Here is a 13,323-nt window from a genome sequence, read left to right on the forward strand (position 1 = left end):
ATGAAGAAAGAACAGAGAATGGCCACGGAAATTTTAGAACATGCAGGCGGTAAAGGGAATCTCCAGCGGATTGCTCACTGTATGACACGGCTGCGCTTATCTCTAAAAGATGATTCGAAAGCTGATTTGGCAGGGTTAAAACAGATTGACGGCGTAATGGGCGTTGTTGAAGATGAAACACTGCAAATCGTAATCGGACCTGGTACTGTCAATAAGGTTGCTGCAGAAATGAGCCAGCTGACTGGATTTGGCATTGGGGAAGACGCAAATGCGGATGATTTAACGTTTGAAGAAAAAGCAGCACTGGATAAGGAAAATATAAAAGCAAAGAACCGGACACCCTTTAAAAACTTTTTACGTAAGCTTGGAAATATTTTTATTCCTTTAATTCCCGGCCTTGTAGCGTCAGGAGTTATTAATGGCGGAGCGAACTTTGCAGTCAACGCAGGGGTGGATCCAGAGCAAAACTGGATGCAGATACTGCTCTTGTTTGGCGGTGTTATCTTTGCTTCCTTAGGAATCTTAGTAGGCTGGAACACTTCAAAAGAATTTGGAGGAACTCCGGTATTAGGCGCTATAGCAGGAATGATTTTATTTAGCCCGCAGCTTGAAAATATTGCGATTTTTGGAGAGGAATTAACTCCTGGAAGGGGCGGTTTGTTCGGTGTTATCTTTGCCGCCTGGCTAATGACGGTTGTTGAGAAAAATGTGCGTAAAGTGATGTGGAATGCAGTTGATATTATTTTAACTCCTTTAATTACCGTATTGGTTGTCGGATTTGTGTCCCTATTTGCTATTATGCCGGCAGCAGGCTTGTTATCCGATGGAATCACTAAAGGCCTGATTGCCTTGATTGATACAGGCGGTGTTCTTGCAGGAGCTGTTCTGGCAGGCTTCTTCCTGCCATTGGTTACGGTTGGCCTGCATCACGGTTTGACACCGATTCACTTAGAGTTGATTAATGCATTTAATGAGACTGCGCTGCTGACCATTTTAGCGATGGGCGGCGCCGGGCAGGTTGGCGCAGCGATTGCGATTTTCGTAAAAACAAAAAATACACGTTTGAAAAATATTATTAAAGGAGCTGCTCCAGTCGGCTTCTTAGGCATTGGGGAGCCGTTAATGTACGGGGTTACCCTGCCGCTGGGCAGACCATTTTTAACCGCCTGTTTAGGAGCATCTATTGGCGGAGCATTCCAGGCAGTGATGAATACAGCAGCTGCAGGAATTGGCGTTTCAGGCTTATCGTTGATACCATTAATAACAAATGGTCAGTATATAAGCTATTTTCTAGGGCTTGTTATTTCATATGTATTTGGTTTCTTATTTACGTATGCGTTTGGCTTTAAGGATAGTATGGCAGACGGAATTTAACATGAAACAGGAGGCTGCTGCCTCCTGTTTCTTTAAATGGAGGGTTATTTATGTTAGGAATTTCTATTTATTTAGGGAATACACCAATAGAACAGCAGATTCCCTATATTCGAAAAATGAAGGAAAGTGGCTTTCGTTCTATTTTCACCTCTTTGCATATTCCTGAGGACGATCAGACGATGTACAAAGAGCAGCTTCAGGCGCTTGGAAAAGCGGCGAGTGAATTAGGCATGGAGCTGATGGCGGATATCTCGCCGAATTCGTTACAAGCATTGGGATTTAACTGGGACAATGCAGATCGATTATTAGATTGGGGACTGTCCGGTCTAAGGATTGACTATGGTATTGATGACCAGACAATCATTGATTTATCACATAAAATGCGAATTGCATTAAATGCCAGTACGATTGACGTGGCATCGTTAAATCATTTGAAAGCAAATGGTCTCCATATGGAAGCAGTGGAAGCATGGCATAATTATTATCCGCGTCCAGAAACTGGATTAGGATTCGTTGATTTTATTCAAAAAAATAAGACATTAAAAGAAGCTGGTTTGACCGTGATGGCTTTTATCCCGGGAGATACGCAATTACGAGGTCCGCTATACGAAAAATTACCAACCTTGGAACAGCATCGGGTGTATTCCCCATTTGCTGCATATTTGGAATTAGAAAAATTGGGTGAAGTCGATAAAATTGTTGTTGGTGATGTTGAAATAGGGGAGGATTCCCTGGAACAATTTCAGGCCTATATCCAGAAGGATGAAATGCTGATCTGGGCCATTTCTGATAAACGGGCAGACTCTGAAATAATCCGTAAAGCAGCAGCTGCAATGACCAATCGGGCGGATTATGCAAGAGATTGTATCCGTGCCGTTGAATCGAGAAGCTATGCGCAATTTGGAGAAATCGTTGTCCAGCCTCAAAATAATACGGAGCGCCCTGTAGGTTCCGTAACGATAGATAATGAAAAATATTTGCGTTACCAGGGGGAGGTTCAAATCACCTTAGCTGATTTACCGGCGAATGAAAGGGTAAATGTGCTCGGGCAGGTGGTTGAAAAAGATTTACCGCTGCTTCCATGGATCAAGGGGAATCAGAGATTTCGGATCATATGGCTGTAAAGGACTAAATCCTGCAGGGATATCCACTAACTAATGATGAGCTTTTTTCATTTTATAAAGAGGGAAGAGCTGCTGCCTTTCACTTTCCTAGCCATGTTATTTCTATAACTGATTAGGAGTGCATCTTATCTTATTTGATAATAAGATGATATGAGATATTTATTCACCTTGAATGAAAAATGTGAAATAATAAAGGAAGGTTAAAGGAAAAGTGGGGATGCTTAGTGGATATACATATTGTTCGGATGACACAAAAGTATGCAGTGGAGGCACTTTGCTGGAAATACGAAAAGCCGTATGATTTTTATAATAATGTGTTAACGACTAGCGCGATTGTAGAATTGCTTGGCGGTGGCTATTACGCAATGGTAGATTCATCTCACAGGTTAATTGGTTTCTTTTGTACCGGCCGTTCAGCCAAGGTTCCTGCCGGAGATAGAAACGCAGCTTATATAGAAGATTGTGTTGATTTAGGTTTGGGAATGAATCCTCAGTTGACGGGAAAAGGACACGGCGATCCATTTTTAAAAAGAATTCTTCATTTTATTGAGCAGGAGCATAGAGGCAAGGCGATTCGACTTACCGTTGCGTCGTTTAATAAACGAGCAATCCAGTTATATGAAAAAAATCACTTTATCAAAGAACATCAATTTCGATATAAAGGGATAGAATTTATAACGATGAAGCGTAACAATCCATCCATATAGACAAAACGTACATTTATCGGATTAATAGTTATTTGCGTAGGACAAAACCGCCTTCTTTCATAAGATATATTATGTATTAGAAAGGAGGGAGTCCGAATGAGCCGAGATAAATGTCAATGTAGCCGTTGTCGCAATTCGAACCAGAATGATAATGTCATTGTTCATCCGACAAGACATGAGGTTCGTAAGCATAATAGTGTGGAAACTGTAAAAAACATTCATCCGACTGAAATTAAAAATATTCATCGAAAAACAATTCGTAATGAAAATTTTTACCCTGTTAGAGAATTCAATGTGAACGAAACGGTTGTTGAAAATTATGATTGCGGCAGCGACGTAAATGATTCTAGTAATTGCCGCAGAGTAGGTGGTTCAAACAATGGCGGGGGTGGAAATCACCATCATTCCGACCATTGTGGCAAGCGTTCTGAAAACCGCTGCGAAAGAAAACGTTCCTGCGGATGCGGCAGAAACCGTAACTGGTTCTTCTAAAAATTGAAATATTATTAGCTGGAGAGCATGTGCTTCTCCTGCTTATCATGATGTCGTAAAATAACTCTTATTAAGAAAGCTTTTCAACGGGAAGAAGATACCCCCAAGAAATGCTTCTTAATAAGAGTATTTTTTTGTGTTTTAGAAGGTTGTTTTTCCTTGAGCAGATATCTTGAGGTAGATAAATGATTATGGTAATAATATTAATTGTGTTTAAAAAACGACAAGCATTTGTGATAAACATAACATTTTAAACGAAGAAATATTGGAGGTATACGAATGAAAATTGCAGCAATGATTGGAAGCAACCGTGCAGAATCTTATAACAAACAACTTGTTGAATATATGAAGGACCGTTATCAGGAAAATATAGAAATTGATATTTTACCGATAGAAAAATTACCTTTCTATAATCAGGATGAGGAATTAAACCCGCCGGAGATTGTAAAAGAAATTCGTCAGCGTATTAAAGATAGTGACGCTATTTTATTTGCTACGCCTGAATACAATGGGTCTATTTCGGGTATGTTAAAAAATGCAATCGACTGGTTCTCCCGTGTTGATTTAGTTATGGTAAATAAACCTGGAATGGTAGTAGGCGCTTCTATGGGCGTTCTTGGTACAGTAAAAGCTCAACTGCAGCTTCGTCAAATTTTAAATTCTCGCGGAGTCGGAGTATTGACTCTGCCAGGAAACGAAGTATTAATTGGTTCTGTTCAGAACAAGATGGACGAGCAAGGAAATCTGACAGATGAACAAACCATTGATTTTCTTGACTCCGTTGTTCATAACTTTATCGAGTGGTGTGATACGTTAAAGAAATAATTTTATCGCAGTGCAGCCAGCAGCGCCTGATTCGTTCCGGTTGCTAGAGATAGATCATAAAGGCGCCAGTGACAACGTTTTTGATGGGACGAGTAATCGTACCCCGCCCTGTGACGTCGCGAGCTTAGCCTTTGTTCTTTTAATATTTCAGTTGGGGGTAACCTCTGCTGGATAAAGTTTTATTTTATGCCGGTGATTTTACAGTCACCGGTTTTGTCTGTTTTTATGCACTTGGAAAGAATATGTTTTAAGCAAAATAGCTTTACAAGGAGATAAAAACGGGAAGGATACAATTATAAGAAAAAAATAGAATAATGTTTCAAGAAAGAAGGGTTGGAAATGGATGAGAGTCATGGATCATCGCTGGAAATGAAAAGTACAAGCCGTGTACCGATTCTAGTTGTTTTATTATCTGGAGCGTTTGTAGCTATTTTGAATCAGACCTTATTAGGAACCGCATTGCCGCATATTATGTCCGATTTGGATCTTGATGCAAATACGGTTCAATGGCTGCAATCAGCATTTATGCTCGTAAATGGTATTATGATCCCGGTAACTGCTTTTTTAATTGGTACGTTTACGACACGCAGCTTATTTTTAACTGCTATGTCCCTGTTTACGGCAGGTACACTCATTTGTGGAATCGCACCAGAATTTTTATCGCTTTTAACAGGACGTGTCTTGCAGGCAGCTGGAGCCGGAATTATGATGCCGCTGATGCAGACGATTTTAATTTTGATTTATCCAAAGGAAAAACGGGGCAGCGCAATGGGAATGTTTGGTTTAGTTATTTCCTTCGCTCCTGCCATCGGGCCGACGCTGTCTGGTTATATTGTAGAGCATTTCCCTTGGAGAACATTATTCTTCATGGTTCTGCCAATTGCTATTTTAAACATAATTATCGCTTACTTTTTACTTAAAAATGTGACGAAACGAACCTTCCCTGAACTGGATAAGTTATCGATTTTGTTATCTACACTTGGTTTTGGCGGTATTCTTTACGGATTCAGCACTGCCGGAAATGCAGGCTGGTTAAGCTATCAGGTTATTGGTTCCCTAGTCATCGGCGGAATTATGCTGGCATGGTTTATTACCAGACAGATGCATTTGAAAACGCCAATACTTGAATTCCGTGTATTTAAACATCAAATATTTACGATTACGACGGTGTTAGGTATGGTTACGTTTATGACGATGATTGGAGCAGCTGTTATCCTGCCGCTTTATATGCAGCAAATGCTTGGATTCAGTGCTTTCCATTCTGGATTGGCATTGCTGGCCGGAGCCATCATCCAAGGAATAATGAATCCAATTACCGGAAGACTTTTTGATCGATATGGTGCAAGGTATTTAGCAATGATCGGTTTGGTGCTGATTGTTGGTACCACATTTATGCTGAGTACATTGACGCCAGAAACAAGCTTTGCCTTTATTGCAACGATCCATGCCTTACGAATGCTTGGGGTCGCAATGGCAATGATGCCTGTCACAACAGCAGGATTAAATGCATTGCCGGAAGAATATATTTCTCATGGTACGGCAGTAAATAATACGTTAAGACAGGTTTCTGGAGCAATTGGCACCGCGTTGCCAATCACGATTATGTCTACAGCATCAATTCCTGAACAAGGTATTGAAGGGATGGTTCACGGGGTAAATGTTTCCTTCCTTGTTACGGGGGTTATCTCTATTATTGCGCTGATACTGACATTCTTTATTCATGACCGTGACTAATTAGCATATAAAAAACCTTAGGACAGTTTGGATTGAACTAAAATGTCCTAAGGTTTTTCATTATACGCTGAATACTTCTACTTTTTTGCTGTCTGTTTTGTTGTAAGCTCCATGCATCACAGGGCCAACATACTCGTTTAGCTTCCAGCCGTTAGCAATAGCAGCTGCAACGAAGGTTTTTGCTGCTTTAACGGCATCGTGCACATTTTCACCGTGAGCTAAGTTTGCAGTAATTGCCGCAGCGAAAGTACATCCTGCTCCATGGTTATAGCTTGTTTCTATTTTTTCGCTTTCTAATAAGTCAAAGTCTGTTCCGTCATAGAATAAATCGACAGCCTTATCGTGATCCAGCTGTTTTCCGCCTTTAACGACAACATTTTTTGCACCTAAGGCGTGAATTTTTTTGGCAGCTTCCTTCATTTGCTCAATGGTTTTAATCGGAGCCATTTGAGCTAATTGCGCTGCTTCAAACAAGTTAGGCGTTACAACCAGAGAACGAGGCAATAATTCTTCACGCATCGCGTCTGTGTTTTCCGGCTGAAGCACTTCATCTTCTCCTTTACATACCATGACAGGGTCAAGAACATACTTCTCAATATTGTATTCATCAATTTTTTTTGCGCCTAAATTGATAATATCTACAGATCCCAGCATGCCGGATTTCATTGCATCTACGCCGACAGAAAGAATCGTGTTCAATTGTTTTTCAACGACTTCCGCATCAATTGGTGTAACATCATGTCCCCAGCCTTCTGGATTCATTGTCACAATGGAAGTCAGAGCAGTCATGCCATATACGTTATGCTCCTGAAAGGTTTTTAAATCTGCAGCAATCCCGGCTCCGCCGCTAGAGTCAGAACCAGCAAGGGTTAATGCTTTTTTCATAGTCATTGGTTTTCCTCCTTAAAGTCAGTTATACTCATAAAAAAATGATGCTGACTCTCTAAAAATTACTTTTCCTTTGTAGCTAGGATAATCCTTTCTAACTCAATTGTAAAGCCATCGAAATGCGACAGGCAAGATGCCGCTATACGTTAATAAACGAATCGGTTGCATTAATCTGTCCCTTTATCTTCGTTGCATGTAATTTTTCTCCCTGCAGCCATTTTTGAAAAGAGAAAATAAATGGCTGACGATTACCTCCCAACGCAAACCAAGCAGCTTGTTCTTTTGGCAAGTACAGTGCTGTATGCAGTGTCCCTGCCCATGCACCGTATTTTTCAGAAAAGATTCCTTGTTCGATATCATTTAACATACGAAACGCTTCATAAGGTGTATGAATATCCCTCTGCTTTGTTAGGATTCTCTCCAGCCGTTCCATTGATTCATCTGAACGGTACCGGTTCTCTTCTGTTAATGCATCAAAATGGTTTGTACAGCTGCTATCTTCCCGGACAAAGAAAGAGCGGGGGGAAACCTCCACAACGAGTGATTTTCCAGTTGTATCTAATAATACATAGTTGAAGGTATTCCGGTGCGGAATTTCGCGCAGTAATTGAACGGCTTCATCCACTGTGGCACAGTTTTCTAAAAGCAGCCTGCCAATCATATTGCAGACAAAGCCATCGCCTGATTTTTTACGGTTGACGAAATTATAGCCCATCGTCAGCCCTTTTTCGTTGATTCCATCCGTACGCCCAGTGATTTGCATGGAAGGACCGGCGCTGGCATATCCGGAATCAGAGGGGGCGTATAAAACATAACGGCCTTCATAGGAATGGGGGGCATTATCATAATTTCGCACCAGGTAATCCTGCTTGGTATTAATGGAACAGCCGCTGCGGCCATACTCATAATAGTAACCGCCAAATTCGCGAATGGCATCATTCCAGGGGATACCTAACCCATCACTTAATCCTTCTATTTCTTCCCAAATAGCCGGAGAAAATGCTTTGAATACAGCTTTTACTTCTTCTTCGTCAACAAGGAAGTTTCTCCAGCGTTTGCTGAGCAGTGCTTTCCGATGGTTTATTATGGGTGAATTTTTTAGTTTTTCTGCCTGAAAAAGTCCGAATTGATAATGACTTCCACGGAATTGTATAATATCAGTATGAACAGATTTCATTGTTGCTCTCCATTTCTTTCGTAAATGTATTGCTAGTGTATCTTGTTCAGAGTGATTAGAAAAGAAATCAGCTTTATCACGGAGAATCGTTCGTAAAACTCCTGCTGAGTGAAATTTCGATTAATGGAAATAGAGGAGATTCAGATGACAGAAAAGATAAGCTATACGGAATTATATCGACAATTATTTCATCACTATGGCCCTCAAGGGTGGTGGCCGGCAGCTTCTGATTTTCAAATGCTGATCAGCGCTATTTTGGTACAGCGGACAAATTGGAAAAATGTCGAGTTGGCTCTGGCGCATCTGGGGAAAGAAGCAACTGCTGAGAGTTTAATACAAATGGAAGAAGCAGAGCTTGCTGAAAAAATACGCCCAAGCGGCTTCTATCGAATGAAAGCGAAGAAAATTAAGGCCTGGCTGCATTGGTTTCAAAAATATGACTTTCAGGTAGAGAGGATTCAAAGCGTTGATCAAGCTGTTCTCCGTAAAGAACTGCTGGCAATCCATGGAATCGGAGAGGAAACTGCGGATGCGATGATGCTGTATGCTTTTGATAAAGCCGGTTTTATTGCGGATAACTATGCGATGCGGTTGTTTTATCGAATTGGCTATCAGCTTCCCAAAACCTATCATGCGCTTAAAATTGAAGTGGAGAATTTCTTTCCGCATGACTTAAAAATGCATCAGGAATTTCACGCATTAATTGTGGAGCATGGAAAACAATATTGTAAGAAGACGCCGTTATGTGAAGATTGTCCGCTTCTTTCGTTTTGCTGGACGGGAGAGAAAAAACAAATGGAGAACAGAACCCGTTAAGTTAAGAAGAATAAACTTTTAAAAAGGTGAATCAGGGACAGGAAATGAATTATCTACTGCCCTTGATTCTCTAACTTATCTATTTTTTTCTGTAAAAGGTCAAGCTGCTGCTGCATTTCTATCAGCTGGCGGCTCGTAACAGGTGAATTTTCTTCAAAAGCTTCTTCTTCCTCTTCTACATCTTCATTGTATAAAATCGTTGATCCAACGAGGGACATAATACTTCCCAATGTAGTAACCACTCCGCCATAATAAAGTAATTTATCACCAAGGCTTTTCTCGCTCATATTAAAATTTGTTGGGGTGTTAAGGAAAAAATTAGACATGATAGGACACTCCTGTAAATCTTTTTATTATTGTCTCATATTCATGGAATAGTTATATATAGGTTAATATATGTGTTTCCTGAAAAAACTCTACAAATAGCGGATGTTCATAAAATATTCATTTCTAAATGGAGCAGTGCACTGTGTGGTGAGCGGTGGAAAGCGTGCTGTTGTATAATGGAGTAGAGGATATATTGTAATTGATTACGTTGTGTTTAAGGGTGGTGATCCGTTGTTAAAGGAATTTACAAAAGTTTTTCGGAACAGGATGATTTGGATGGGGATGGCGTCCCTTTTTATGGCACTGGCCATCGTAGGGCAGAGCTATCTTGTGGTAACGATTATTCAGAAGCTGTTTTTGGATAATGCGGCATTTTCATCTATTCTTCCTGCTGTTTTTATATTGATTGGCATGCTTTTGGTACGAACGGTTTTTCAATTTATGATAAAAGGGTCTGGCATAAAAATGGCACAGACTGCGAAGGTTTCGATACGGAAAAGACTGCTCCGTCATTTTACCAGCCAGCCTATGATCGATGCAGATAAAGGACAGTCCGGCCGGAAGACAAGCTTATTTATGGATACGGTCGATGAAATAGATGGCTATTTCAGTCAGTACCTTCCACAGGTTATTCAATCTGTCGGCATTGTTCTGATTGTCTGGGTAGTTATTTTTATTCAGAATTGGACGAGCGGACTAATTATTCTTGTTTCAGCTCCCTTTATACCTATTTTTATGATGATTATTGGTATAAAAACAAAGGATAAATCAAAGGAACAGCTATCTGAATTAGCAGCCTTTTCAGGAACGTTCCTGGATACATTACAGGGTCTGCCGACAGTGAAATTATTTGGCCGGTCTCAAGAGCAGAGAAATAAAATTGATCAGGACAGTACAAGCTTCCGGGATGCAACGATGGGTGTGCTGAAGGTTGCCTTTACAAACTCCTTAGCCTTGGAATTTATCGCTATGCTGAGTATCGGTCTGATTGCTTTAGAGATTGCAATCCGGATGATTATTTTTCAAAATCTCAGCTTTTTTACGGGATTTTTTGTTTTACTTCTTGCGCCGGAGCTGTTCAGCCAATTGAAACAGCTGGGCTCCGCCTTTCATTCCGGACGCGCAAGTATGGGCGCAGCTTCACGGGTGGAGGATGTGCTTGATGAAGAAACGACTCCAGTTCCTTGGGGAGCTGCTTCATTAAAAACCGATAAAGCACCCGAATTAAGGCTGGAACAGGTCTCCTTCCATTATGAAGAGGGAAACTTTCAATTAGCTCCGGCTTCCATGCGGATTTTACCGTATGAGCAGGTGGCAATCATTGGTAAAACCGGTGCAGGTAAGTCAACCTTGCTGCATGTATTAGCTGGTTTTCTGCCGGCGAAAGAAGGAAGCTTTCTGATTGACGGTATTACGCAAGAAAAGGTAGAAAAAGCAGATTGGTTCGGGCGGATTGGTTATTTATCGCAGCAGCCTTATGTGTTTTCTGGAACCGTGCGGGAAAATATATTGCTCGGCTCTCAGGAAGAACAGCATGATACAGTCATACAGGAGGTTGCAGAGCATGCGGGAATATGGAAGTGGATCACTGCTTTGCCTGACGGATTAGATACAATTATCGGAGAGGGAGGCAGAGGCTTATCAGGAGGAGAGAAGCAGCGGATTGCAATTGCCCGTACCCTTTTGAAAAAGCCGCAAATTCTATTCTTTGATGAGCCGACTACTGGCCTGGATATTCAGACCGAGCATATCTTGCAAAAATCGTTAGATACTTTAAAAAATCAAGCAACGATGATTACTGTTGCTCACCGTCTGCATACAATCCGTAACGCCGATAAAATATTTTTATTAGATCAGGGAGAAATAGCAGGAGAAGGGACACATGAAGAACTTTACGAAAACAATGAAATGTATCGAAAAATGATCCATACACAGCAAGGAGGGCGGGAAGCATGAAGGATATCAGTCTGGTCTTAAAAATGATGCTGAAAGAAAAAAAGGATATTCTGATTTCTATCTTCTTTGGATTTTTAGCGGGGATTACCGCTGTCTCCTTATTTGCAGCAAGCGGTTATTTGATTTCACAAGCCGCTTTTGCACCGCCGATCTATACCTTGATGATTCTGGTAGCGAGTGTGAAGCTGTTGGGGATTACCTCAGCTGTCAGCAGATACGGGGAACGCTATTTTTCTCATCGCGGAACCTTTACGATTCTGAAAAATATCCGCCTGAAGGTTTATGATCAGATAGAGCCGCTGGCAAGCCGACTTTTGCAAAAATACAGAAGCGGGGATATTCTGGCACGGATCGTTGGTGATGTAGAGAGCTTACAGCATTTCTTTTTACGTGTATTTTATCCGTCGGTGGTATTGGCAGCCGTTTTTACAGCTACGATTTTCTTTACGATGTATTTATCTATAGGGGTGGCTATGACAATGATTGGCGGGGTGATTATCGTACTGGTTGTTTTCCCATCCATCTTTTATCTGTTTCAGAAAAAGACAGCTGTAACGATGCGGGAAAAAAGAGGTGCATTGTCCTCGGAATTTACAGACTATCTGTACGGGTTCCGGGAATTGACAATCTTTCAACAGGCGGAAAGGAAAAAACAGCAGCTCGATAATAATATGAAGCAATACGAAGAAATAAAGGCGAAAGAAAATCGCCAGCTTGCTATCCGGGAAGCCATTGTTATCTTCTTTTCTTTTTTCATTGCAGTAATTATTCTCGTGCAGGCAGGGTTTTATGTATCAGAGGGAAACCTTGCCGGAACACTGTTAGCGATGCTGTTTATGATTGCCATTACGGTGTTTGAGGATACGCCATCGATGGCAGTGCTTCCTGCGCATTTAGAAGAAAGCAAAGCCTCCTCTAAACGTCTCATCGAGGTTTGGGAGAAGGAAGCGCTAGCCGAAGAGGCTGTTCATGAACTTGAAACAGATGTCCCGATTCAATTTGATTTTAAGGATGTTTCCATTCAATATCCAAATGAAAATAAGCCGGCTGTGCGTCTCGCGGCTTTTCAAATAAAACCGGGAAAAAATATCGCCATTGTCGGGCCAAGCGGTTCAGGGAAATCGACGTTGATGCAGGCGATGCTCACCTTTGCTCCCATCCAATCCGGTCATCTTTTAGTAAATGGGGAAGAGCTTGATAAAATTGCTCCAGAAAGTTTATGGAGACAAATGAATGTATCCCTGCAGCATAATCATTTTTTCTACGGAAGTATTTATGAAAACCTGCGATTTGCGAATAAAGAGGCGGGGGAAGAAGCCTGCCAGGAAGCATTAGAAAAGGTTCAATTAAGCCATTTTTCATTAGAGGACCAAGTATTGGAAAAGGGAACAAACCTGTCTGGCGGAGAAAAGCAGCGTCTGGCACTTGCCCGTCTGTTTTTACGGGATGCTTCAGTCTGGCTGCTGGATGAGCCGACATCATCGTTAGATTCGATTACAGAGCAGGAAATAATGGAGGAAATAGAAAAGGCAACAAAATATCAGACGGTGGTAACCATCAGGCATCGTTTAACAGGCTTGGAAAAGATGGATCAGATTATTGTCATGAACCACGGAGAAGTCGTTGAACAAGGCACTTATATGGAGCTGATGGGGAAGAAAGACGGCTACTTTAAAGCGATGAAGGAGCTGGAAAATAGTCAGCTGGTGTAACGGCAATAAACAGTCGTATCTAAAAAGGATATTTTGTATTTTTCGCTTATAAGGGGAACAAAAAATGCCCTCAGCTAATCCGATTAAAAAATCGGTTAGCTGAGGGCATTTGTGCATTATCTATCCTTAGCTGCAGCGACAAATGCTAAAACAATTGCTGCAATCAGGACGATGAAAGGAGCGATGAAAAT

General features: G+C 41.2%; 11 protein-coding genes and 1 pseudogene. 9 read left to right on the top strand and 3 right to left on the bottom strand.

The window, feature by feature from the left end; genetic code table 11:
- The 6 genes and pseudogenes from MKX55_RS10355 to MKX55_RS10380 all read left to right on the top strand — a co-directional run bounded on the left by MKX55_RS10355 (position 1) and on the right by MKX55_RS10380 (position 6,256).
- Positions 1–1,374 carry a PTS transporter subunit EIIC gene (locus MKX55_RS10355; RefSeq protein ID WP_339237984.1) on the top strand — a complete coding sequence of 458 codons (1,374 nt, stop codon included), beginning with the start codon at positions 1–3 and terminating at the stop codon, positions 1,372–1,374.
- 50 nt (positions 1,375–1,424) lie between these two features.
- Positions 1,425–2,498 carry a MupG family TIM beta-alpha barrel fold protein gene (locus tag MKX55_RS10360; RefSeq protein ID WP_339237986.1) on the top strand — a complete coding sequence of 358 codons (1,074 nt, stop codon included), beginning with the start codon at positions 1,425–1,427 and terminating at the stop codon, positions 2,496–2,498.
- 224 nt (positions 2,499–2,722) lie between these two features.
- Positions 2,723–3,205, top strand: a complete 483-nt coding sequence (locus MKX55_RS10365) for a GNAT family protein (protein WP_339237988.1) — start codon at positions 2,723–2,725, stop codon at positions 3,203–3,205.
- Between the two features lie 96 nt (positions 3,206–3,301).
- A pseudogene (locus MKX55_RS10370) lies at positions 3,302–3,529 on the top strand (CotD family spore coat protein); the annotation flags it as partial.
- A 447-nt stretch (positions 3,530–3,976) separates the two neighbouring features.
- Complete coding sequence (locus MKX55_RS10375) at positions 3,977–4,522, top strand: NADPH-dependent FMN reductase (RefSeq protein ID WP_339184691.1); 546 nt, start codon at positions 3,977–3,979, stop codon at positions 4,520–4,522.
- Between the two features lie 339 nt (positions 4,523–4,861).
- The gene (locus MKX55_RS10380; RefSeq protein WP_339184692.1) at positions 4,862–6,256 is read left to right on the top strand and encodes a DHA2 family efflux MFS transporter permease subunit; all 1,395 of its coding nucleotides are present in this window, start codon (positions 4,862–4,864) and stop codon (positions 6,254–6,256) included.
- Positions 6,257–6,316: 60 nt separating this feature from the next.
- Here MKX55_RS10380 and pdxK read toward each other — a convergent pair whose 3' ends face one another.
- Both pdxK and MKX55_RS10390 read right to left on the bottom strand, forming a co-directional pair.
- On the bottom strand, positions 6,317–7,147 hold the full coding sequence (gene pdxK / locus MKX55_RS10385; protein ID WP_193062019.1) for a pyridoxine/pyridoxal/pyridoxamine kinase: 831 nt from the start codon (positions 7,145–7,147) through the stop codon (positions 6,317–6,319).
- Positions 7,148–7,283: 136 nt separating this feature from the next.
- Positions 7,284–8,321, bottom strand: coding sequence for a C45 family peptidase (locus tag MKX55_RS10390; RefSeq protein ID WP_339237990.1), 1,038 nt, complete (start codon positions 8,319–8,321; stop codon positions 7,284–7,286).
- Between the two features lie 144 nt (positions 8,322–8,465).
- On the opposite strand from MKX55_RS10390, the gene MKX55_RS10395 reads away from it, so the two are divergent.
- Positions 8,466–9,137 (top strand): endonuclease, encoded by a 672-nt coding sequence (locus MKX55_RS10395; RefSeq protein ID WP_339237991.1) that lies wholly within the window; start codon positions 8,466–8,468, stop codon positions 9,135–9,137.
- Positions 9,138–9,190: 53 nt separating this feature from the next.
- Here the strand turns inward: MKX55_RS10395 and MKX55_RS10400 are convergent, their stop codons facing one another.
- Positions 9,191–9,463, bottom strand: coding sequence for a hypothetical protein (locus MKX55_RS10400; RefSeq protein ID WP_339184698.1), 273 nt, complete (start codon positions 9,461–9,463; stop codon positions 9,191–9,193).
- 232 nt (positions 9,464–9,695) lie between these two features.
- Between MKX55_RS10400 and cydD the strand changes: the two genes are divergently transcribed.
- Both cydD and cydC read left to right on the top strand, forming a co-directional pair.
- Positions 9,696–11,420 carry a thiol reductant ABC exporter subunit CydD gene (cydD, locus tag MKX55_RS10405; protein WP_339237993.1) on the top strand — a complete coding sequence of 575 codons (1,725 nt, stop codon included), beginning with the start codon at positions 9,696–9,698 and terminating at the stop codon, positions 11,418–11,420.
- Positions 11,417–13,132 (top strand): thiol reductant ABC exporter subunit CydC, encoded by a 1,716-nt coding sequence (gene cydC, locus MKX55_RS10410; RefSeq protein WP_339237995.1) that lies wholly within the window; start codon positions 11,417–11,419, stop codon positions 13,130–13,132. Before cydD ends, cydC begins: the two co-directional genes overlap by 4 nt.
- The last annotated feature ends 191 nt before the right edge of the window (positions 13,133–13,323 follow it).

The organism is Oceanobacillus sp. FSL W7-1281 (assembly GCF_037969835.1).
GTDB lineage: Bacteria > Bacillota > Bacilli > Bacillales > Amphibacillaceae > Oceanobacillus > Oceanobacillus oncorhynchi.